Annotated in this window: 17 protein-coding genes and 1 tRNA gene; 9 read left to right on the forward strand and 9 right to left on the reverse strand. The window is 43.8% G+C overall.

Features of this window, described 5'->3' with window-relative positions:
* Positions 1 to 310 precede the first annotated feature (310 nt).
* The gene (gene punR / locus K0625_RS17560) at positions 311 to 1,213 is read right to left on the reverse strand and encodes a DNA-binding transcriptional activator PunR (RefSeq protein WP_012325091.1); all 903 of its coding nucleotides are present in this window, start codon (positions 1,211 to 1,213) and stop codon (positions 311 to 313) included.
* A 115-nt stretch (positions 1,214 to 1,328) separates the two neighbouring features.
* Between punR and punC the strand changes: the two genes are divergently transcribed.
* The 3 genes from punC (at position 1,329) to K0625_RS17575 (ending at position 4,260) form a co-directional block, all read left to right on the forward strand.
* Entirely contained in the window at positions 1,329 to 2,600 is a 1,272-nt protein-coding gene (gene punC, locus K0625_RS17565) for a purine nucleoside transporter PunC (protein ID WP_438944511.1), read from the forward strand.
* A 125-nt stretch (positions 2,601 to 2,725) separates the two neighbouring features.
* A tRNA-Ser gene (locus tag K0625_RS17570) sits at positions 2,726 to 2,816 on the forward strand.
* Between the two features lie 595 nt (positions 2,817 to 3,411).
* Complete coding sequence (locus K0625_RS17575; RefSeq protein WP_220110883.1) at positions 3,412 to 4,260, forward strand: META domain-containing protein; 849 nt, start codon at positions 3,412 to 3,414, stop codon at positions 4,258 to 4,260.
* A 155-nt stretch (positions 4,261 to 4,415) separates the two neighbouring features.
* Here K0625_RS17575 and K0625_RS17580 read toward each other — a convergent pair whose 3' ends face one another.
* Together K0625_RS17580 and K0625_RS17585 are read right to left on the reverse strand one after the other, a co-directional pair.
* Positions 4,416 to 7,631 (reverse strand): efflux RND transporter permease subunit, encoded by a 3,216-nt coding sequence (locus K0625_RS17580; protein WP_220110884.1) that lies wholly within the window; start codon positions 7,629 to 7,631, stop codon positions 4,416 to 4,418.
* A 3-nt stretch (positions 7,632 to 7,634) separates the two neighbouring features.
* Positions 7,635 to 8,828 (reverse strand): efflux RND transporter periplasmic adaptor subunit, encoded by a 1,194-nt coding sequence (locus K0625_RS17585; protein WP_220110885.1) that lies wholly within the window; start codon positions 8,826 to 8,828, stop codon positions 7,635 to 7,637.
* A 423-nt stretch (positions 8,829 to 9,251) separates the two neighbouring features.
* On the opposite strand from K0625_RS17585, the gene K0625_RS17590 reads away from it, so the two are divergent.
* The gene (locus K0625_RS17590; protein ID WP_220110886.1) at positions 9,252 to 9,626 is read left to right on the forward strand and encodes a cation transporter; all 375 of its coding nucleotides are present in this window, start codon (positions 9,252 to 9,254) and stop codon (positions 9,624 to 9,626) included.
* A gap of 94 nt (positions 9,627 to 9,720) precedes the next feature.
* On the opposite strand, the gene K0625_RS17595 is transcribed toward K0625_RS17590, so the two are convergent.
* Positions 9,721 to 10,974: a Y-family DNA polymerase gene (locus K0625_RS17595; RefSeq protein ID WP_220110887.1), complete on the reverse strand. Its 1,254-nt coding sequence runs from the start codon at positions 10,972 to 10,974 to the stop codon at positions 9,721 to 9,723.
* 43 nt (positions 10,975 to 11,017) lie between these two features.
* Entirely contained in the window at positions 11,018 to 11,446 is a 429-nt protein-coding gene (locus K0625_RS17600) for a LexA family protein (RefSeq protein WP_220110888.1), read from the reverse strand.
* A gap of 192 nt (positions 11,447 to 11,638) precedes the next feature.
* Here K0625_RS17600 and K0625_RS17605 point away from each other — a divergent pair, with 192 nt between their 5' ends.
* Entirely contained in the window at positions 11,639 to 12,559 is a 921-nt protein-coding gene (locus tag K0625_RS17605) for a manganese-dependent inorganic pyrophosphatase (RefSeq protein WP_220110889.1), read from the forward strand.
* Between the two features lie 86 nt (positions 12,560 to 12,645).
* On the opposite strand, the gene K0625_RS17610 is transcribed toward K0625_RS17605, so the two are convergent.
* Positions 12,646 to 15,096, reverse strand: a complete 2,451-nt coding sequence (locus tag K0625_RS17610) for a Lon protease family protein (RefSeq protein WP_220110890.1) — start codon at positions 15,094 to 15,096, stop codon at positions 12,646 to 12,648.
* A gap of 345 nt (positions 15,097 to 15,441) precedes the next feature.
* On the opposite strand from K0625_RS17610, the gene K0625_RS17615 reads away from it, so the two are divergent.
* Positions 15,442 to 16,362 carry a GGDEF domain-containing protein gene (locus K0625_RS17615; protein WP_220110891.1) on the forward strand — a complete coding sequence of 307 codons (921 nt, stop codon included), beginning with the start codon at positions 15,442 to 15,444 and terminating at the stop codon, positions 16,360 to 16,362.
* A gap of 88 nt (positions 16,363 to 16,450) precedes the next feature.
* Here the strand turns inward: K0625_RS17615 and K0625_RS17620 are convergent, their stop codons facing one another.
* The 3 genes from K0625_RS17620 to K0625_RS17630 form a co-directional block, all read right to left on the reverse strand.
* Positions 16,451 to 16,921 (reverse strand): RES family NAD+ phosphorylase, encoded by a 471-nt coding sequence (locus tag K0625_RS17620; protein ID WP_220110892.1) that lies wholly within the window; start codon positions 16,919 to 16,921, stop codon positions 16,451 to 16,453.
* Complete coding sequence (gene parS, locus K0625_RS17625; RefSeq protein ID WP_220110893.1) at positions 16,918 to 17,370, reverse strand: type II RES/Xre toxin-antitoxin system antitoxin; 453 nt, start codon at positions 17,368 to 17,370, stop codon at positions 16,918 to 16,920. The genes K0625_RS17620 and parS overlap by 4 nt, the downstream gene beginning before the upstream one ends.
* Before the next feature lie 234 nt (positions 17,371 to 17,604).
* Entirely contained in the window at positions 17,605 to 18,840 is a 1,236-nt protein-coding gene (locus K0625_RS17630; protein ID WP_220110894.1) for a DUF3103 family protein, read from the reverse strand.
* Between the two features lie 501 nt (positions 18,841 to 19,341).
* Here K0625_RS17630 and K0625_RS17635 point away from each other — a divergent pair.
* The 3 genes from K0625_RS17635 to K0625_RS17645 all read left to right on the forward strand — a co-directional run bounded on the left by K0625_RS17635 (position 19,342) and on the right by K0625_RS17645 (position 22,042).
* Complete coding sequence (locus K0625_RS17635) at positions 19,342 to 19,989, forward strand: LysE family translocator (RefSeq protein ID WP_220110895.1); 648 nt, start codon at positions 19,342 to 19,344, stop codon at positions 19,987 to 19,989.
* A gap of 196 nt (positions 19,990 to 20,185) precedes the next feature.
* Entirely contained in the window at positions 20,186 to 20,836 is a 651-nt protein-coding gene (locus tag K0625_RS17640) for a protein-disulfide isomerase (protein ID WP_220110896.1), read from the forward strand.
* 318 nt (positions 20,837 to 21,154) lie between these two features.
* Positions 21,155 to 22,042: a peptidoglycan-binding domain-containing protein gene (locus K0625_RS17645; RefSeq protein WP_220110897.1), complete on the forward strand. Its 888-nt coding sequence runs from the start codon at positions 21,155 to 21,157 to the stop codon at positions 22,040 to 22,042.
* Positions 22,043 to 22,052: the final 10 nt, after the last annotated feature.

Genomic DNA, 22,052 nt, shown 5'->3' on the forward strand with positions numbered 1-22,052 from the left:
CGCTTCACTCAAAAGAGTTCCGCAAGTCGAGACGTCAGCTTAATTACCGCGTATCTATTACAGTAAGTTATTGAATCATACAGTAGCGAGTCTGAGGGGGAAAGCCACAAAGCGCTTTTCAGTACCTAAAACAGGCTCTTTATTTCCAATATTAACTGAACCTTAAATATGAGTCATAATATTACCGTTTCTTTATCATACGCCAGCCCAATAACACTGGCATAGGTGAATTTAGCTTTATGCACAAAGTTTAATGCACTCTATTCTCGGTTGTTTGAGCCTCTATCCGATATTAATTGGTGGTAGTGGCTTAAAGAAACCAGTCATTATGTAGTTTTTCACTGTCTCCCAAATAATCCAAGACCCAAGCCATAGCAGGGGACATGTTGGCGCCATTCCACGCTAGGCAGCAAGGACTAGGTGCCTTCGGTCGTTCAAGTTCTTTAGATAGCAGGGCCCCAGAGCGGATAAAGGGCTCTGCAAAGTGCATCGGCATATAACCGATCCCTAAACCTTCTCGGAAACAGTTTATGGCCCTTATCCAATCGGGCACAACTAAGCGGCGTTGATTTTCAAGCAGCCAGGTCATGCGTTTGGGGATCTCTCGGGAGGTGTCTTCAAGACAGATAGAGGGGTATTGACGCAATTCATCGTCTGTTAATGGCCTATCTATCTCTGCAAGGGGGTGTCGCTTACTGATCAGAAAAGCCCACTCAATCTCTCCCATATCACGGAAATGGTAATCACCACCGACAGGTATGGCTGTGGTCGCCCCAATAGCAATATCGCTGCGACCATTGGCAATGGATTCCCAGACACCATTAAATACCTCAATACGGATGATCAACTCAACATTGGTAAAGTGGCGATAGAAGTCGGCGATGAGCACGCTTATCTTGTCGGCTCTGACGATATTATCCAGCGCTATAGAGAGTGTGGGCTGCCAACCGTTAGCCACACGCTTAGTATCATCTTTCATCGATTCCATGTTGGTTAAAATAACACGAGCTTGTTTGACGAAATATTCCCCCGCAGGGGTCAGGCTAACACTTCTGTGGTGGCGTTCAAATAATGTGGAACCAAGTTCATCTTCAACCTGTTTTACTGCATAGCTGACAGCAGAAGGGACCTTGTGAAGTTTATTGGCTGCAGCGGTGAAACTACCAACACGAGCGACCATATCGATAAGTTGTAGTGATTGTTCAGAAAGCATACCAGCAGTTCCTTGCTATGAGAAATTTTGAAAGCTAAGGTCAAAAATAAACGCTTCACAAGGATTTAGCAAGTCTTTAGACTGCGCAGCCTTAGCTATTATTCACTTTTACAATATCGAAATTTATATGAATTCTCTCGAAAATACCAAGTACTTTCTATTTCTTAGCTACTTAGCCTTGTTGAGTATGTTAGGTTTTATTGCCACTGATATGTATCTTCCTGCTTTTAAAGCGATTGAAGATACAATGCAGGCAAGCCCTGCCCAAGTGGCCAGTTCACTGACTTGCTTCCTGGCAGGTTTAGCTATTGGGCAACTTCTTTATGGGCCTCTGGTTCAGCGAATTGGTAAACGTAACTCTCTGCTATTGGGTTTAGTTATCTTTGCTGTTGCCAGTTTCGCGCTTGCATCAAGTGAAACTGTACTCTCTTTCAATATTGCTCGCTTTTTCCAAGCGTTAGGTGCATGTAGTGCAGGTGTGATCTGGCAAGCTATCGTGATTGAGAAGTATGATTCAATCAAGGCACAGAATGTATTCTCTAACATCATGCCTTTGGTTGCGCTCTCTCCAGCACTGGCTCCTCTGTTAGGTGCATTTATTCTCGATATCAGTAGTTGGCAAAGCATCTTCTTACTGTTAACGGTTTTAGCTGTGGCCTTGATGCTACTTACACTGGCTTTTGTACCTAAAGAGAAAGCGGCTCATAGTGATGATGTTGCAGTTGCGCCAATCTCATATTTGGGCCTGTTAAAGAATCCTAAATATCTTGGTAATGTGATCATATTTGGTGCATGTTCAGGAGCCTTTTTTGCTTACCTGACAGTGTGGCCGATAGTGATGGAGCAGCATGGCTTTGCGGCTAAAGAGATAGGATTAAGCTTTATTCCACAGACGATCATGTTCATTGTTGGTGGTTACGCCAGTAAGATTTTGATCCGTAAAGTTGGTGCTGAGAAAACACTCACCATTATGCTGGCCTGTTTTGGCTTATGTGTGCTTTCAATTGTATTGAGTTCACTGGTTTTTAAAGCTGAGAGTATTTTGCCTCTATTAACGGCGTTCTCGATATTGGCTGCGGCTAATGGTGCTATCTACCCAATTGTGGTGAATTGTGCGCTGCAGGAGTTTACTAAGAATGCCGCTAAAGCTGCTGGTCTACAGAACTTCTTGCAGATGAGTATCGCCTTTGGTGCATCGAGTTTAGTGGCTTTATGGGCTGCATCGGGTGAAGTTGCAATTGGTTGGGGGATCTTATCTTGTGCAATATTAGTGTTAGTTGGGTACAAGTTAAGAGTTAATGGCTCATGGAGTGAGGTTAAAGCCCATTTTACTACGCCAGATCCGGCTCGTATTGCTCTAGAGCAAGATAAGCTTAATCGTGATTAAGCGTTGGATTTATCTTCATTTAGCTAGTTAATAGTCGGTGAAATAGTCAGTTAAACGTTTTTTTATTGAAAGTACAGATTAGGACTTTACATAGAAAGCGGGTCGCTATATTATTCGCCGCGTTCGGAGGGATGGCAGAGTGGTCGAATGCACCGGTCTTGAAAACCGGCATGGGTTTATAGCCCATCTAGGGTTCAAATCCCTATCCCTCCGCCATATTCAAGACGAAAGGCTACTCGAAAGAGTGGCCTTTTTTCGTTTCGAGGCAGTAGCTGACCTCTAGGGTTCCTATTATTAAAATCAGCAATCCCTCCGCCATATTCAGATGAAGCCCCTAGTACTTCTGGTATTAAAGAGTACTTGGGGCTTTTCGTATAAGCGGTTTCTAGCACAAAATGTAGGGTTCAAATCCCTATCCCTCCGCCATATTCAAGACGAAAGGCTACTCGAAAGAGTGGCTTTTTTTCGTTTCGAGGTAGTAGCTGACCCCTAGGGTTCCTATTATTAAAATCAGCTATCCCTCCGCCATATTCAGAGAAGCCTGATATCGAAAATGTCAGGCTTTTTGCTATTTGCCATTTGTACACCATTTAGAAGAGAGATGCCGAAGGTGTTATTCATTTTAATGTGGAGGTGATTTATAACTGTTTGTTAGCTGTGTTGAACTTTTGATTTGCAAGGATAGTATCTTTGTTAAATTTGACATGATTGAGTGAGTTTTTCTTGTCATAAGCGCTGAACTGGTTCAATCTGCCATTTTTGTCAGGATGACAAGTGCTTGTCCTGATCTTGTTACTAAAAGGATTTTCCTATGCAGTTTAAATTGAAAAAACTTGCCTTACTCTCTTCAGTTCTTATTTCTGCTTTTGCATTGCAAGCTTGCGATAGTAAAACCGTTACTCCAAATCAAGATGGCTCAATAGCCGATAAGCAGCTCACAGAAAAGGCCAGCGTGATGAAATCACTGGATGTGAACGTGATCTATTTAGATCGCAGAATGTTACCGCCTAATGCCGTACTTGAGGTGACACTTGAGGATGTCTCAAAAGCCGATGCGGCTTCAGAGCTTATTGCCAGCCAGACAGTAACAGAGCTTGGTGCACCTCCCTATGCGGTGAGTATTGGGTATGATTCAAGCAATATTTTAGATAAACATAGATACAGTTTACGCGCGACAATTAAAGTTGAAGACACCTTAGTGTTTACATCGACAAGCCATATTGATCCCTTTGCTGACAATCAGGTATCACCTATTGAGATAAAACTGGATCGTGTGGTACGAAACAATGGTGCAGGTGTTAACGCTAATGCTGAGTTTAGTCATACCCATTGGGAGTTGATGAGTTTAGCCGAGGCTCCAGTTGCTATGGGTGAGGGAGATAACGCGCTTTTTATTCAATTTAATAGCGACAAAAATGCGGTTAATGGTTTCTCTGGTTGTAATAACTTTATGGGAAGTTTTCAAACTCAAGAGGGAAAGCTGACCATGGGACCTGTGGCGGGTACGCGTAAAATGTGTGCCAAAGGGATGGAGCAAGAGATGGCGTTTCTTGCTTCACTGGAAAGTTTTGCAAGTTATCAAGTTCAAGGTGAGACCTTAATCGTTAAGAATAACATGGGAAAAGTTGTAGCAAGGTTTGAATCCCGCGACATGGAGTAACAGTTTAACTTTAAGTGACTGGGTATCATATATTGCTTTAAATTTAAGCATAAATACTCATATGGTCCTGAAATAGTTGTCAGTCCAATAAAAAATGCCGCTTCTGTTAAACAGAGCGGCATTTTGGTTTATGACTATTAGGTATAGCTATTAGATTATTTTATCGGCTCAGGCACTAGGTTACCCTCAATACTCACTCGTGACTTACTGCCAACCAGCTTCTTAATATCCTCAATGGCAAGATATAGACAAGGTATCAACATTAAGGTCACCACTGTGGCAAACAGAACGCCAAAGGCGAGGGAAGTTGCCATTGGGATCACCATCTTCGCCTGCATACTGGTCTCTGTCATGATAGGCATCAGACCGATAAACGTGGTTAAAGAGGTGAGCATGATGGCCCTGAAACGTCGACAACCCGCCTCGAGTACTGCTCGCTTCATCTCTATGCCCGCTTCTCTGGATTTATTGATGTAATCAACCATTACCAGTGAATCATTCACCACGACACCTGCTGCTGCAATGATACCAAATAGGGAGAGGGCGCTTAAGTCGATCCCCATGATCATATGACCCAATACGGAACCTATGACACCGAAGGGGATCACGGCCATGATCATAAAGGGCTGTGAGTAAGATTTAAGTGGGATAGCCAGTAAGCTGTAGATGATCAGTAGAGAGATAATAAAATCCCTTAGCTGTGTTTTAGCACTGTCCATCTGCTCTTGGATATTACCGGATACTTCACTCTTAACCCTAGGGTACTTTTTAAGTAACTCTGGCATAAAGTTATCGCGGATCTCCTCAGCCAGTTTGAAGGGCTCAGCTTGATCGGCATCGACCGAAGCCCAAACATTAATGGTACGGTTACCATTTTCACGGCGGATCCCGTTCACACCTTGAGTGACTTTGATCTCGGCAACTTCCGACAGAGGTACTTCGGCGCCTTGGGGAGTTAAAATCATCACTTCAGAGACCTGAGCAATCGAGTTACGCTGCTCTTCTGGGTAGCGAAGCATGACTTTAATCTCTTCACCATTTCGCAATATACGCTGGGCTTCAAGGCCGTAAAAGCTGTTGCCTACTTGAGATGCGATGTTAGCTAAGGTTAAACCGAGCCCATAAGCTTGTGGTTTTAACTCAAACTGCACCTCTTTAGCACTAGATTGCCGGCTATCGTTGACATCACCGACGCCTTTAAGGGTATTGAGTTTGGCCTTGAGCTCCTTGGCAGCGGCAACCAGTTGTGTTTCATCCTTTCCTTCAAGACGGAAGCTGATGTCGCCATCATCTCGGCCTCCACCGAATAGATTATCCTGTACATCGAAGGATTTCATCCCTGGGATCAGTGGCATCGCTTGACGCCAAAGTTCGGCAAGTTCAAAAGTATCTAATGGTCTTATTTCAGGATCCACCAGCTTAGTCATCACCTCGGCTGAGGTACGCCCCCTGAGATCAACCTGCATATCAGAGATCATGCCTTGGCCATATTGCTCCTCTAAGCGCTTATCCACGTCATAAATTGCTTTTTCGATAGCTAGCGCTGCTGAGAGTGTGGCTTTCTCTGAGGCGTCAACGTTCATCTCGAAGCTGACACGCGGGAAGTCATGGGGGATTTTAGGTTGACCTACATAACGGATCATCCCACCTGTATAGAGGCCTGCGCAGATCAAAATGAAGCTAATAAACATCATGATAATGGCGTAGCGATACTTTACAGCGATAGTGAGTGCTGGGCGGTAAACCTCTTTAATAAAATGCTGTAAGCCTCTATCAATCTTACCTTGGATATAGTTGACACCGTTTCTCAGCCAGTCCAAGGGGTTGCGAGAGCCTGGCTGTATCACTTTCTTCTGTTTCATTCTCGCCAAGTGAGCAGGCAAAATAAGTTTTGACTCCACTAAAGAGAAGATGAGACAGAGTATGACGACATAGCCAATCGCTTGCCCGAACGCAGAGGAGGGGCCTTCACCAAGTGTGATAGGCAGGAAAGCGGCAATGGTGGTTAATACACCAAAGGTTGCTGGCATAGCAACACGCTTTACGCCTCGTATGACACTTTCTAAGCTTTGACCACTGCGCTCACACTCATCATGGGCGCTCTCTCCCATTACAATGGCATCATCGACGACAATACCTAATACCAAAATAAAGGCGAAGAGACTGATAACATTAACGGTTACGTCGATCATTCCCATTGGCATAAAGAGTAAGGTACCAAGGAAACAAACTGGTAGTCCCATCATTACCCAGAATGCGAGCCTAACGCGTAGGAAGAGGGCAAGCATCAAAAAGACTAAGACAGCGCCCGATTTCATACTGTCGAGCATGAGATCTAAGCGACCCTCTAGGTAGTAGGTCATATCGACCCAGGTCTCTAGTTTTAGGCCTTCAGGTAATACCTCTTGCTTTTCGGTGACATACTTTTTAACTACATCGGCAACATCGGTCATGCTTTGATCGTTAGCTGCGCCGATAAAGAAGGTGACAGAGTTTTTACCGTTGAATTTAGAGTGCTGTATTCCCTCTTCGAAGCCATCAATAACTGTGGCGATATCTCCAAGTAATACCGTTGTACCATCATCTAAGGTAATGAGTGGCAGGTTTTCAAACTCATAGCCAACATAGGCTTGGTTTTGTACCCTGAGATTGATATAACCATTTTCGGCGCGGATCTGGCCAGCTGACATGTTTCTTGAAAATCCACGCACCGCATTTGCCACGTCGTTAAAACTTAAACCAAACTCCCTTAATCTGTCTTTACTGACCTCGATGGCGATCTCATAGCCAAGCCCGCTATAAAACTCAGTGATATTGACTAATGGGAGTTGCATTAACTCATCATGAATCTTTTCACCTAGCTCTTTTAGCTGTCTATGTGTCATATCCCCGTAAAGACTCATATAGAGCACCTCTTGACGGAGTTTTATGCGCTCGACCTTTGGTCTCTCCATGCCATCTGGAAAGCTTGAGATTGAGTCAATTTCAGATTTAATCTCATCGAGGACGATTTGTGGATCGTATGAGTCCTCAATTCGAAAATAGCCTGTGGCCGAGTTACGATTTGAATAGGTGATCACACGCTTTAGGCCTTGAACACTCTCCAGAGCCTCTTCAACTTTAATGGTGATCCCCTCTTCGACCTCCTGTGGTGCCGCACCAGGATAGAAAGCATTAAACTCAACCCAGTTTATTTCAACTTGGGGGAAAAACTGTTTACGTATGGTGTCTGCTGTCAGTAATCCACCAAGAATGATGATGATCATGAGTAGATTGGCGGCAACACTGTTTCTGGCAAACCAGGCTATGATCCCTCTTTCTGTATCTTCGTGAGAGGGGGGAGTCGTGCCTTTTTCGTTGGTTACTGTCATGGATTACTCCTTCTCTTCCATGGCAAGTTGAGTATCAGGCTCTTCACCTTCACTATCTTGCTGCAGTAACTTATCTTCTGGTAAGGCTAGTTTCATCCCCTCGACTGGGTAATCTAATGCAGAGGTGATCACCTCCATGTCTTGAGTCAAACCATCAGATATCACCACCTCTGCGCCAGATTGACGGATCACATTGACATCTTTATAGCGAAGCTTCTTATCGCTATCGAGTATGGCTATCTGTCCATTGATGACTAAGTGTCTTGGCATAACCACGACATCGCCAGCATCAGTACCTGCAATATTCGCTGTTACATAGGTACCGTATCTGAGCTCGCTCTTATCGGACTCTAAACCGTAAGGGTCAATGACTTCGGCAACTAAATAGGTCATGCGACTACGACTGTCAATCACGCCTTCGCTTCGAACTATCTTTCCTACCCACTCCTGTTTGCTGCCACCGAGATCGGCCACTAAAGTCACATCGGCATCTTTGCCCTTATTAACTAGGTATTGGATCTCTTTATCCGCCAGAGGCAAACGGATCTCTGCTTTATGGGTGCTCAATACTTTTCCAAGTTTTGTTCCCATGCTTACATAAGAGCCTAAGCCAATATTGCGGCTCTCAATGAGTGCATCGTAAGGGGCTTTGATGATGGTGCGCTCTACATTACGTTTTGCGCGTTTAAGGCCTGCTTCTGAGGAGTTTAGCTTAGCAAGCTCTTGGGCAAGTTGTGGTTTACGTAAACTCAGTTCAGTAGGCACGCCATCTTTAATGCGTTTCCACTCCTCTTCTGCGACTTTACCAAACGCTTTCTCTTGGACTAATGTGGCCCGAGCCGAAGCAAGTTTTGCTTCAGCATCAATGAGATCGGCATCATAATCACTAGAGTCGATTCTGGCGAGGATATCGCCTTTTTTAACAAACCCACCGCGAACAAAGGTATCAGATAGAAAGACAATCTCCCCATTTACCTGAGAGACTAATTCTGTTTCATACTTAGCATTGACAACGCCGTATGAGTTTACCTTAAAAGTCATTGGCTCAAGCTTTACCTGCTTTACGGCAACGAGTGGGGTGTTGTCTACTGCTTCTTTCTCTTCCGGTGGCTTTTTCAATGCTGAAATTGCTAAGAAACTTCCAATCCCTATTGAGATAACAGCAATAGGCAAAATAATCTGTTTTTTTGTAGCCACAAACACTTCCTCTTGTTGAAGCCTGTATTTTTTGTTTTACGACAATCTAAATTATTTGAATGACTTAGGTTGTCTATTCTATTAGGTGGATAAAAAACTCCCAACGCTCACATGTTAATGGATGTGGGGGAATGTTACATCCGTATTGTGTAAATTTATGTGTCGTTTATATTTTTAACTAGGAGAGTGCTTAAAAGAGCGGCTATTTAATCTGTTATACCAATGATTGCATGGGATGTAGATTATTAGGCGAAAATGCTTATGTTGTTGATCTGTATCAATCTGAGACTGGATTGAGCTTGTTTGGTGTTTTTTGTGTTATCAGAAACTGGCATGATGATTATACCTAGTCAAGGTTAATTAGAGTAAGGGTTAAATGCTCCCTAAAGCCCGTTATTAGCAGTTCTAGCTTAAGGACGATATATGAATGATTTAGACCATAGGCCCGGCGTTAAAGAGATAAATTTAGTGAGGAGAAACCTCAAGTTAGAGGGGGTGACAGAGGATAATAGAGAGGCGATTATCTTGGAGATCGATACTCTAGTGGGGATTGAGAGTGTCTCCTTCGATGCATCAACGGCGACGATTAATATGGCCTACGATGCGACGCATTGCGATCTCGATGGCATAGAGGCCTTGTTACAAGCCCATGGCGCGGATACTTCACAGGGGTTATGGACCAAAATTAAAGAGGGTTATTATAAGTTTGTCGATCAAAACATCAAAGATAATGATGAACACGACCCTCATTGCTGTAATGCTATGCCAAAGGCGCTGCCAGGTAGCCGGAAAAAGTAACCTATTTCGACCATGGGCGCATGAAAGAGTCGGTTTAGCACTGTACTTTTAACATATTGCTTTGAACACAGTGCTTTTAACATTGAGCCTTTAACTAACATTGAACTTTCGGTAGATCGTTCCAGCACGTGGTGTATTGTGGAGTCAGGTATTGCCGTTTCATGCTCCATTTAGGTGAGCTTCCTTGCGCGGCCATAAAGAGAGAGTCTGGGCCATATTTTAGGTTTAGGCTGTCATAGACCTTCATTAAAGCGGGATCGACAGTTGGTGCAAAGAGGTCTTGCTGCAGGCGCTTCTCATTGATGAGGTCAATTAAACCCACGCCAATTTTATAGTAGCGTACGCCTGAGCGAAACTTTTCTGCTGCCACTTGGTTGGCTACTCGCGTAAGCTCCCCTGTATCATTGGTTGGATAGGCGAAACGCTGGGTGTGTTTAAAGCTTGATGGTCGAGAGTCAAAAGGGGAGCTGGAGGCAAAAACGAGTAATACTGAGCACAAAGAACCTTGGGCTCTTGCCTTGCTGGTGGCGATGCCAATATGTGTGCTTAGGGCTTGCTGCAAAGAGTTGAGATCGGTGATCCTATTTCCTACACTTCGAGTGGAGAAGATCTGCTGTTTATCGGCTCTGACTTGATCCCAACCTTTACAGATCTCCCCGTTAAGCTCGCGAACGGTACGCTCAACCTCTGTGTTAAACTGTTTCTTCACTAGACTAGGTGCCATCTGCGATAGCTCATAGGCGTTTTTTACTCCCATCATATCAAGCTGTTTAGCCAGACGGCGTCCTATTCCCCATACATCTGAAGGGAGCATCTTAAGTAGAATCTCTTTTCGTTGGAATGGGTTATCTATTACGCAGACACCTTGGTATCCCTCCTGTTTTTTAGCTGCATGATTAGCGGCTTTTGCCAAGGTTAAGGTGGAGCCAATCCCAACGCTAACAGGCAAGCGCGTCTCCTTCCAAACAGCGCGTCTGATCTTATGTCCATGTTCTATTAAACAGGGGATAGCGGGGTAGCTACGCTCAAAAGAGAGAAAGGACTCATCTATGCTGTAGATATGTTGCTCTGGAGCAAATCGCCCAATCACCTCCATTAATCTGACCGAGAGGGAGCCATAGAGCTCATAGTTCGAGCTTAGTGCAATAATCCCTAAGCGTTCACATTGAGCTTTTATCTTAAAGTAAGGTTCAAACTTGGGGATCCCAGACTCTACGGCTTGACGATTAGCCGCAACGATGCAGCCGTCATTATTGGAAAGCACAATAATGGGATGTCCTCTCCACTCTGGTCTGAAAACTTGCTCAGCACTGCAATAAAAAGAGTTGGCATCGACGAGTGCAAACATGGTTATCTCGGCTTTAGTATATAGATGAGGTTAAAAAAATTCATCATAATTGACATAGATTAGAGCCTCCGCCAGTAAACAGTGGGCTTGCTCTGTGGCAGCGTATTGAGCGGATCACAACCCCCTCTATAGAAAACTGATCATATTCATGTATGGTGACAACTTGATGCTCTTCGTTAGCTGAGAGTAATAACTTTCTTTTGGTATCAATTATTTTGCAGACAAAAGAGCCATTATAGTTTGCAACAATGATGTCTTGATTGGTGACGGTAACATGCCTGTCAACAATCAGAATATCTCCATCAAATATTCCTACACCTTGCATTGAGTTTCCGCTAGCCCGAGCGAGAAAGGTGGCACTAGGGTGCTCGACCAGCAGTTCATCTAAACTTAATTCGAGTTGTTTATAGTCTGCTGCCGGGCTTTCGAAACCTGTAATACCTGCGCTGGCAGAGATGGTGATAAGTTTCATAGTTGATAATGTTACCGTGCACTGTGTTTTTATACAGTATTAGTTTAGCAGTAATCTTTACACTGGCAATCTTTTTCAGGAATTAGGGGTTAATCAAGCGCTAAGATGCGACATTGCGCAGTTCTTTACAGTTAATCGTTTTCAAACCAGATGAATTTGGTAGAATAAAGCTGAATAATAGGAGAGTTATCAATGTCAGTTTATGTTGTGGGCCATAAGATCCCAGATTCAGATTCAATTTGTGGTGCAATTGCACTTGCTTACCTGAAAAATCAGATCGGTGAAGCTGCGATTGCGGCTCGTTTAGGTGAGTTGTCGCCTGAAACAGCGTTTATTTTAGAGAAGTTTGGTTTCGAATCGCCAGAGTTTAAGACAAGCTATGCAGGTGAAGAGGTTTATATCGTCGACCACTCTGAGCTAACTCAGGCTCCGGACGATATTGCTGAGGCTACGATTGTTGGTATTGTCGACCATCATAAATTAGGCGACCTGACCACATCTACACCACTTGAGTGCTGGATCCGTCCTGTTGGTTGCAGTAATACCATTATTAAGATGATGTACGATTTCCACAATGTGGAGATCCCACAAGATATCGCCGGTATCATGATGTGTGCCATCTTAAGCGATACGGTTATCTTCAAATCTCCAACCTGCACAACTGCTGATATTAAATGTGTTGAAGCACTGGCTGAGATAGCTGGAATTGAAGATTTCAAAGCTGTTGGCATGGATATGTTCAAGGTGAAGTCTGCCGTTGAAGGTACACCAGCACGTGATCTTGTTATGCGTGATTTTAAAGACTTCAATATGAACGGTAATAAGATAGGTATTGGCCAACTTGAAGTTATTGACCTATCTGTGTTTGATGACATTAAAGCTGAGCTTGAAGCCGATATTGCGGCCTTGAAAGCAGAAGGTGAGCGTCACAGCGTGATTTTATTGCTGACCGATATCATGAAAGAGGGCTCTGAGCTACTTGTGGTGAGTGATGATTCAAACTTAATCGAACGCGCTTACGGTAAAGCATGTGAGAATGACAGAGTTTGGCTCGATGGTGTATTAAGCCGTAAGAAGCAGATCGTTCCTCAATTGCAGGAAGCATTAGCTTAAAGCAGAAACCTGCTTAGTTAATGAATGAAAAGCCGAAACATCACTGTTTCGGCTTTTTTGATCTTATACTTTTTGCAGTTAACTCTCTAATGTTTACACTCTTCAGGCTGTGAAGGCTTATCAAGCCTAAGTAGGTTTAAGCGAGATTGGGCCAGTCCAAAAATGGAATCGCTGGGGTGCTCAAGCTGACCCATAGTCGTAGTGCCATTGACGCCGCTATGTAAATTAGCGAGACCTGCGCTATATCCTGTCAAGATCTCAATAGCTTGGGTAACATGTTCAATGGCCCAGATATTAAATTGTCCCTTCTTGACCGCATCGACAATATCACTGCGTAACATCAGGTTCTGTACATTTGATTGCGGAATGATCACTCCTTGTGTTGAAGTGCGTCCCTTAATCATACAAACATCAAAGAAACCCTCTATCTTCTCGTTTACACCACCAATAGGCTGAGCTTCACCAAATTGATTCATTGAACCTGTAATGGCGATATCTTGCCTAATAGGCAGTTCAGAGAAAGCGGAGATAATGGCACAAAGCTCTGCCATACTGGCGCTATCGCCATCAACGCCACCATAGGACTGCTCAAAAGTGATATGGGTGGTAAGTGGGATCTTTGCTGTTTTCCCCAGAATCGATGCCAGATACGCTGAGAGGATCATCACTCCTTTTGAGTGTATGCTGCCCCCTAAATCGACCTTGCGCTCAATATCAAAGACCTTGCCTTCACCAAATGCTGTGGTTGCTGTAATGCGGTTAGGTGCACCAAATTGATGATTGGATGTACTGATCACCGAAAGGGCATTGACCTGTCCTACCACATTATCTTGGGTACTTATCAGTGTTGTTCCGTTAACAAAGCTCTGCATGACGTTATCTTTGAGGCGACAAACCCTGAGCTCATGATTATGCAGTGCCTGTTCAACATGACCGACTCGGATCATATTGGCATTTGCTGCACGGGCGCAGTAGTTAGACTCACGCAGTAAGTTTGCAATGTCAGCCGAGTGGAGAGACAACTTGTTTTGATGGTCGGCTTGTCGTGAACTAAATTCGATAATCCGCTTTATGGCATTTCTGTCGCAGTGCAGCATCTTATTATCGTGAACGATACTGGAGATAAACTGCGCATATTGAGCTTCAGATTTATCGGTTCTTGGCATCTCGTCTTCAAAGTCAGCAGTGACCCTAAAGAGCTCTCCGAACTCAGGATCATAGTGTTGCAGTAGCTGATAGGTCTGATAATCCCCAAATAGGATTATCTTCACGTCTAAGGGGATAGCTTCAGGATCGAGAGAGATAGTGCCTGAGAGTGTCACTTCACGCTCTAGAGAACTAAGGCTTAGCTTACGAGAGCGCAGCGCACGTTTTAGTCCATCCCAGACATAGGGCTGCTCCAGTACCTTAGCCGCATCTATCATTAAGACACCGCCATTGGCCTTATGCAGGCTGCCAGGACGGATCAGTGAGAAGTCAGAAAATATGGTGCCCTTAAAGGTCGCATTCTCTATATAACCAAAGATGCTGTGGTAGTTAGGCGTCTCTTCGATGACGATCGGCATCTTGCCTTCATCTTGGTTGATTAATACATTGATCTGATAGCGGCGCGGCATCTTCTTAGCTAAGGAGGCGTAGGAGAGGGCTAGTTGCTCCTCGTTATCCTCCAGAAAGAGATCTAAGTTATCTAAGATATCTGTGTGCATATCGGCAAGGTAGCTTTTGATTGGCGCTTGGTCGCTATACTTCTCTTTTAGCGCATCGGTTAAGTGGGATAACACATCTTGAGCAACAACTTCATCCTGCTTTTGCTGCTTATCTGTGTACTCCTCCTCCCAAACGGTAAACTGCCTGACGATCACTCTTAGCTTTGACTCAAGCTCAGTAATATTAGTTTCAAGCTGATCTTGCTCCTTGGGGCTGAGCGCTGCAAAACTCTCTTCGGTATAGGGCTCTTCGCCATTCATCGCCACAAGTTCATAACTGCCCTGAGGAGTGATGGTTAAACTCACATTAGATTCTTTAGCTTCAGTGGTGAGTCCCTGCAGTGCCGCTTCCTGTTTTCCAGCTAATAGACTTTTAAGTTTTTCGGCTCGTGAGTAGTACATCTCATTGTCAAAGGCTAGCGGCAATGCTTTAACCAGACGCACCATGAGCTTTTCTACATCTTTCTTTAAGCTCGTGCCCATGCCTGCGGGCACTTTTAGTACTTTGGGGGTGCGCGCTTCATCGAAGTTATTGACATAGCACCAATCGTAAAGCGTATGCCCATGACCATTAGGCTCATGACGATTGAGATAGCGCATTACCATAGTGCGCTTTCCTAGGCCATTACGGCCAATTGCATAGATGTTGTAGCCCTTGTCTTTCATTGACATGGCAAACTCAACAGCCTGCTGGGCACGCTCTTGACCCACAATTTCATCGAGTGGCGTTAGGTGTTTTGTTGATTTACATTCAGGCGCAAGGTTATTGAGAGTGGATTGACGGTAAAGCTGGTCACTGCTAAGAGGAGAACTAATCGGGAGTTTAGACATAGGGAGAACCTCGTATATGACTCTTGATGTTTTCAGTGTAGGCATGAAGATTTTAAATTTCAGTAGTTTATTTCAATTGTTAACCAATTTATTCACATTTGGAGTGTGATTGCCTACTTTATAAACAGTAGATGAGATAAAAGTAAAAATATAGAGGATATTGAGGTAAGTTTTAATTGTCTAGAAAGCTGGATTTTTACAGAAACGGTGAGACATTATCTTTTCAGTGACCTTTTATGTCGTGATATTGGCAAAAAATCATCATCAAAAGGTAAAGAAAGCAATCTTTTACTAGAAAACTGCATCATAATAATAGTGTCATCGCATTTTTGAGAATATAGCTAAATGAATATGGATAATTCGCTACTAAATTCTGAACTGATCACTTTTATCTCATCTAACAGCCCCTTGCTACAAGTTTTGGTCGATACTATGCCAGTTCCCATCTTCTATAAAGATAGAAAAGGCTGTTATCTTGGTTGTAATCGAGCTTTTGAAGAGTTTATCGAACTTCCCCGTGATGAACTTATTGGCCGTAATGTATATCAACTGTATGACAAGGAGCTTGCTGATGTGTATGCCGCGGCTGATAGGGAGTTGATGGAGAAACCTGGTAAGCAAGTTTATGAGAAACAGATCCGCACCTTAAAAGGGCTTACACGTTTTGTTAAGTTTCATAAAACCAGTTTTGTTGACAGTCAGCAAAATGTTGCGGGGATTATCGGGATTATTTTTGATATTACAGAGCAGAAAAGACTTGAGATGCAACTAGTAAGGCATGCTACCTATGATGACCTAACTGGTTTATTGAATCGTCGGGAGGGACTTAATCGGGTTAGCGAGCGTTATGAGCTAGCAAAACGAACTGCAGAGCCGTTCTCACTGCTCATGATGGATGTGGACCATTTTAAGCGTGTTAACGATCAACATGGCCACCTAGTTGGCGATAAAGCACTTAAGTTTATTGCTGAGTTGCTTAGAGGCGTCATTCGACAAGAGGATATATTGATCCGCTATGGTGGTGAGGAGTTTATGCTTTTGCTGATTAACGTGGATGAAGCGCTCGCACTTGAGTTGGCGGAGAGTTGCAGATTTGAACTTGCGAGACGAACGATGAAAGTGGGTAAACACCAAGAGATAAGCTTTACCTTAAGTATCGGGCTCTCTTCATATAGGGAGCAAGTACTGACCGAGCTTATCCATGAAGCCGATACTGCACTTTATGAGGCTAAAAACCGCAATAGGAATAATGTCTGTATCTATTAACGTGTATTGAGTCATGGGAGTCGGAGTGAGTCTAACAATGACTCAACATTCGTCTTAAAGAGAGAGGCTTTTACTGCTTAACCTGCAGTTACATTCTAGAGAGTAAGCGACTGTCCATGGAGAACTCCAGTTCAACCATCTTATCTAATAGCTGCTGGAAGTGCGGGTGATTGATATTTAGCAGGTAGTTACTCTCCCTCGCTACGATACTAGAGGGGACACAGAGCGCGAGGCTGCTTTGGCTACAGAGCCACTCATCTCCTAGTTCTGCGGTTTCAGATGGAGCTGGGTCTTCCTGCCAATTCTTAGGTAGAGCCTGAGTTTCGAGTAAGAGGATATCCTCCTCTTTTAGGGTGACAGAAAACAGAGCATATTGATTTATCTGTTGGGCATTTTCCAGATGAACTAACACTTCCAGAATTGCCAGAGATTCAGAGCCTGCAAGATAGACACAGGATTGACCACGACTGTTCCAGCGTCCGCCGTAAAGCCTAGCCCCTTCACCGTCAAAGGCATTGCTTGCCCACTTCTTTTTAACGATCCGATAGCCTGTGATCACGCAAATACACCGTGTTCTAATCGGCCTATTAGGTTTAATACCGCTTCAGTTTCCGCTGAGGTCGACAACATCTCAATAGGGCGTTTGTCACCGAGACCACGTACCGGGCTTTTAAGCCAGTTGGAGGCATCATGATTATTGCCTTCAAATAGATCTAAAGCGGATTTATAAACTTCAGCAAATCGGTATAGACGATCGCTTTCATCTTTATTGAATCTCCCTGCTTTAGCTCGGCGCTGCAGTGTTGCGCTGGCAATAACAGTGGCATTGGCTAGTTCAGACTTTTCCAATCCAGATACCTTAGCCAACTTAGCGTAAACTTCAAAAGGGAGCCCATTGTGCAAAGCTGTATATAAACTAGCCCCGCGAGCTGGAACCCCGACTAATTGCCAGAAACTCACCACCTTGTTTGCTGAACTTGTAGGGGTAAACACATTCATCGTTGTCATTGCTATAGCCCTCACAGATAGTGCCTTTATTTGCATAAAAGCAGATTTATCCAGATCATTAACGTTTAACGAAAATATCATTTGATAGGTTTAGTGTATATCATTTGATAAAAAAGTGATACTTAATAAGCAGAACATTGTCAATTAAGTGGGAAGGGCATTGGCTGATAGCAAAGGGGCTCACCCAATTGAGAGTGAGCCCTTAGATAAACGAAACTATTAAACTATTAAACATTATCTAGGTTGAATCGTTAGTGGTGCTAAATGGGCGTTGGCATTTCCGCCTGCACCTGAGTGATTAGTATAGGTTTCTCCCTCTTGTAGCGTGTAGTACACATCCACATAGTCATCATCATTGGTAAACCAAGCATCGGGCATAGCGGCCAGAATGCCATTGGTGATGGTGGCAATAATTGCAAAACCTTGCACTTCAGGATCGGGAATGGCTTTTAAGATCTGCTCTGCAGCAAGTAGAAGCGCCGAGGCTAGCTCCTTGTAGTTTGTACCGTCATCATGCTCCATTAACACGAGATCGGCCGCAGCCCAGCGGTAGCGCTCCCAATGTATCATGATCTGATTAGGGTAGTACTGCGTGTCCGAGTAATCCAGGTAGGGCATCTCAATGATATCAAGCACAGGTTCATCACGGCTAGGATTAACGCCGGTAACAATCGCGTATATTTCAGCCTTACCTGAGATCCAAGGCTCCTGATCGTCCTGAAGGCTTATTCGCTTGAGGACTGTGGTTGAGATCGCTTGATCCTCTGAGCTGGTGGACAATGATTTGGATTGGCGATGCTTAGACTTTAATGGTTCAGCTGTGCTTGATTCTGTGCCTGCGGCAAACGTCTTGCGCATAACAGCTAAGCCTTCACGGATCACCGATTGCTTATCGAGGGCAATCACCACAACGGGCCTTTGGGGTAGTTGGTAAACATCGAGAAGATGAAGGTTGCCATCGAGATCATAGGCTTCAATATTTACCCACTGTTTATCATCTCCATCGGGTTCGAATGCAAACAGTGGGGATTCTCCCTGTTGCCAAGCCTCTAACATACTGAGATCAGCAAGACGAAACTGCACAAGACTGTTTTCGGTGTCGCTGGTGCGATAATCAGAGCTAGACTTATTCTTTTTGGTATTGATTGAAAGACCTTTAGCGGCGCGGATCTTAACCTCTGCCTGCTGTAACGTGTGAGCGTCAACCTTACTCTGCGCAAATACTTGCTCTGCATCCATGGTTAACGAATATTGGTTAATGTTTGACTGAAGTACAGGCGCTATTTGTGTGTATTGACGGCTGAGTTCAATGGCTATTTCGCGTTTTGCCTCTGCTACGCTATGGCCTTGGCTTATCTGTTGGAGCTCAGATGAGTTACTTAGGTTGAGCGGCTGAGCACTGACAGAGGGAGATGTGGCAGTGAATAAGGGCACCGTTAACATTAGCAAGCTTAAAGAAAGGTTTTTCATATCATTTCCTTATAAAAGTCTCTTATGGACAATATTGAACTGTTTTATGTTTGCTTTTGTCTGGTCCGACTTCATAAGAGCACACTTACAAAAGCATGTAAATGATATTTATTATCAATAAGTGGATGGATATGCTGTTGATAGTGTTTTAAAGGAGGGGAAAAGGAGTAAATCACTAAAGTAGGCAAAGCGAAGCAGGTAAAAGCGGGCTTGCTCTAATAGGGATACTTAGTTAACCTACTTATATTCATACTGCTTAAATTAAGGTTTTCCATGACTCAATGCATCACTTGTATTAGAGCCAATCGCTGCCCCCCGCGCAGTTAACTCTGATAGGTGAACTAACGCTACTTTTAATGAAGCTAGGTTAGTTACACAGCACAAGTTTATTCCTATGACGAAACGTCAGTTATCCTCTAACTGATGAGTGATAGGTGTTGCATAAGTTATTTTGAAGATGTTGATACCGAGAGGTATTAACTAGCTTCTCATGGAACTGTTATGAATATAGATACCATTATATTGTTCGCGGGGATCGTTTTCCTCATTGCCATCATTCCTGGGCCTAACGCCTTACTCGTGCTCTTTACCGCATTGACTAAAAGCCGTATGCAGGCATTTAGTAATATCGCGGGTGTCAGCATTGGTTTTATTGTCCATGCTTTTATCTCTGCACAGGGATTGAGCTTGTTATTGAGTCAGTCTACTTTCGCTTTTACCTTGTTTAAATGGCTTGGAGTCGGTTATCTGCTTTGGCTGGGGATAACAAATATACGTGCGGGCCTTAAAACAAAAATGCTCACCCTTCCAGCTATGCAAACTGAGGTTGCGGATAAGCCTCAAGCAAGGGAAGGGCTTATGGGGAATTTTATTAAGGGTTTTTTAACCAATATGCTTAACCCTAAAATCGTACTTTTCTATCTGTCGATATTCCCGCAATTTGTTTCACCTCAAACCGTCTTGGCTGACAGTATGTTATTAGGATTAACCCAAGCGATTGTGGTTTCTGCTTGGTTTCTAGTGGTTATTTTGCTGGCTGAGCAGTTTAAGGTGTTCCTCACCAATGCAAAAACAGCCAAGTGGATGAACTATGCCGCTGGCAGTCTTTTCCTAGGTTTTGGGGCTAAACTCGCTACTGCTAAACTCTAGATTGAAGTGAAAGTTAAGGGAGCCACCTCTAAGGCTCCCTTTTATTATGAATTTGTTTACTGCTGGTGGTTTCTCACTGCTCCCGTTTAACATGCTTTCGATATTTGTCTTAGTAGGTAAGGGCTCAATTGAGTTTGTATGTTAGTCGTAAAATAACTAAAATATTCGCTATTAATTTTTGACAAGATGTAACCGAATGACCACCGAGCTATCTACCCAGGAGTTTGTGACTCCTGAGACTTCATCCCTAGATCTTTATTTTATTTATGATTCCCACTGCCCTTGGAGTTACGCAACTACGCCTTTGGTCAATGCGCTCAGTGAAGCGTTTCCAGATATGAAGATTCACTTGCTGCATTGCGCCCACTTTAATGGCAGTGATGCTGCGGGTCAGGAACAGGTTGATTCAGTATTAAAGCTAAGTGGTGTTAAGTTTGGCAGGGAGCATATTCGTTATGTTAATAGTCCTAAAAATGCGGTTAAAACGGCAAACTTGATGGCTTGGATGCAAAATAAGCAACCTAAAAAACTTCTACCTGTACTGAATGCGCTACAAAAGGCTCATTTTGTAGAGGGCAACCCGTTAGATTCTAAGCATGACTTTAACGATATTGTTGAGCTGTTTAAGTTGTCGCCATCGAATAAGGTATTTAAGGATGAACTGAGTAGCGATGCTGAATTTGTGCTTGCCGATATTGCAGAGATTCAGGCAATGATCGAAACCAACGCGTTCCCGGTATTGCTGATGATAGCCGATGAGCAGGGGATCTTTATCGATCACTCGCAACATCTAGGCGCGCCCTTAGGTGTGGTTGAAGCGGTTAAAAAAGAGCTGTCTGCACTTTAAACTAACTTGTCAGTATTTAGTGTAAAGTCACTTCAAAGCCAGAGTTCAAAACTCTGGCTTTTTGTTATTCATAACGTCTTGATGTTGCTCATGAGAGTCCATTCTAGATGAATATTACTGCCCTAAGTCTGGCGCGCAACCTAAGCCCGATTTTACCTGTCTTGATCGTGACACTTGATTAGTATAATAATTAACCAGCTCAGAGGCTGTCTTACAAAGTAATATCAGTAGTTGGAATCTTTGCCGATTAAATTTGTTTACATGCCTATGAGTAGCTCGATGAATAATCAGGATCTTTTGTCACATAAAAGGAAGTTTATGATGAATTTAAGAATCAAGAGCAGTGGAGAGGAGGTGAAAAGCCTTCAGGAGTTACTCACAGTACTCCATTTAAACCCTGGACCAATTGATGGTGAATTTGGAGATAAAACGGAGGATGCCGTTTTACAATTTCAGGAGCAACAGGGCCTATATGCCGATGGTGTTGTTGGCTCTATCACTTGGAATGCGTTAAAAAAAGCGGCTGTGGTGCAGCTAGATGAGCAAAACCAACCCGCAGTAGAATCAGATAATAGGCTAATGAACTGGCAACGGGTTGCTGCAGATCCTTATAAAGATGGTTACAACCGCTTTTATCTGCGTGAAGATGCAGCAAAGGCTTACCTTCGTGTCTATGAGAAAGTAAAACAAGCGGGGGGCTTGTTGACCAGTTCTGGTGCTCGCCGCGCGCTTAATGCCGAAGTTAATCCATCACGCAGTGCGACTTCTTTTCATTACACTGGCAGAGCGTTAGATCTGTTTGTCGGCAGCGGAATGGAAAAAACAAAGACCGATCCCTTTATTATCTCCTCTGATGGCGACAGGCTATGGCGTGTGTATGCTCGAGCCGAGGGGGGAGAGCAGATGGATATAGAAGCGATCACTTATGGCTCTAGACAGAGAGGAAAGTTAGTCACAGGCCGGTTTGTCGATCTGACATCCCTGTTTAAAGAGGAGGGGTTTGAGCGGATCCGTGCTCGGCGCTCCTTTTTTAAAGGGGGAATCTGGTTAGGCGCTGAGTGGTGGCATTTTCAATATGAGAAGGGGTTGGAAAAAGGGAAGTCGACGTTTGGCAATGAGCTTTTGAAAGTCTACCGTGAACAGACCCTAAGTTTGACACCTGTATGGCAATATCGACACTATATTTTTGGAGATAAGTGGAATTAATCCAACGTTT

This window comes from Shewanella nanhaiensis (assembly GCF_019457885.1).
GTDB classification, from domain to species: Bacteria; Pseudomonadota; Gammaproteobacteria; order Enterobacterales; family Shewanellaceae; genus Shewanella; species Shewanella nanhaiensis.

Excerpts from the sequence above, each read along its gene's own strand:
- K0625_RS17580 (WP_220110884.1), bottom strand. The coding sequence starts at position 7,631 with ATGACAGTAACCAACGAAAAAGGCACGACTCCCCCCTCTCACGAAGAT.
- K0625_RS17640 (WP_220110896.1), top strand. The coding sequence starts at position 20,186 with ATGACCACCGAGCTATCTACCCAGGAGTTTGTGACTCCTGAGACTTCA.
- K0625_RS17630 (WP_220110894.1), bottom strand. The coding sequence starts at position 18,840 with ATGAAAAACCTTTCTTTAAGCTTGCTAATGTTAACGGTGCCCTTATTC.
- punR (WP_012325091.1), bottom strand. The coding sequence starts at position 1,213 with ATGCTTTCTGAACAATCACTACAACTTATCGATATGGTCGCTCGTGTT.
- parS (WP_220110893.1), bottom strand. The coding sequence starts at position 17,370 with ATGACAACGATGAATGTGTTTACCCCTACAAGTTCAGCAAACAAGGTG.
- K0625_RS17605 (WP_220110889.1), top strand. The coding sequence starts at position 11,639 with ATGTCAGTTTATGTTGTGGGCCATAAGATCCCAGATTCAGATTCAATT.
- K0625_RS17645 (WP_220110897.1), top strand. The coding sequence starts at position 21,155 with ATGATGAATTTAAGAATCAAGAGCAGTGGAGAGGAGGTGAAAAGCCTT.
- K0625_RS17610 (WP_220110890.1), bottom strand. The coding sequence starts at position 15,096 with ATGTCTAAACTCCCGATTAGTTCTCCTCTTAGCAGTGACCAGCTTTAC.
- K0625_RS17615 (WP_220110891.1), top strand. The coding sequence starts at position 15,442 with ATGAATATGGATAATTCGCTACTAAATTCTGAACTGATCACTTTTATC.
- K0625_RS17575 (WP_220110883.1), top strand. The coding sequence starts at position 3,412 with ATGCAGTTTAAATTGAAAAAACTTGCCTTACTCTCTTCAGTTCTTATT.
- K0625_RS17595 (WP_220110887.1), bottom strand. The coding sequence starts at position 10,974 with ATGTTTGCACTCGTCGATGCCAACTCTTTTTATTGCAGTGCTGAGCAA.
- K0625_RS17590 (WP_220110886.1), top strand. The coding sequence starts at position 9,252 with ATGAATGATTTAGACCATAGGCCCGGCGTTAAAGAGATAAATTTAGTG.
- K0625_RS17635 (WP_220110895.1), top strand. The coding sequence starts at position 19,342 with ATGAATATAGATACCATTATATTGTTCGCGGGGATCGTTTTCCTCATT.
- K0625_RS17600 (WP_220110888.1), bottom strand. The coding sequence starts at position 11,446 with ATGAAACTTATCACCATCTCTGCCAGCGCAGGTATTACAGGTTTCGAA.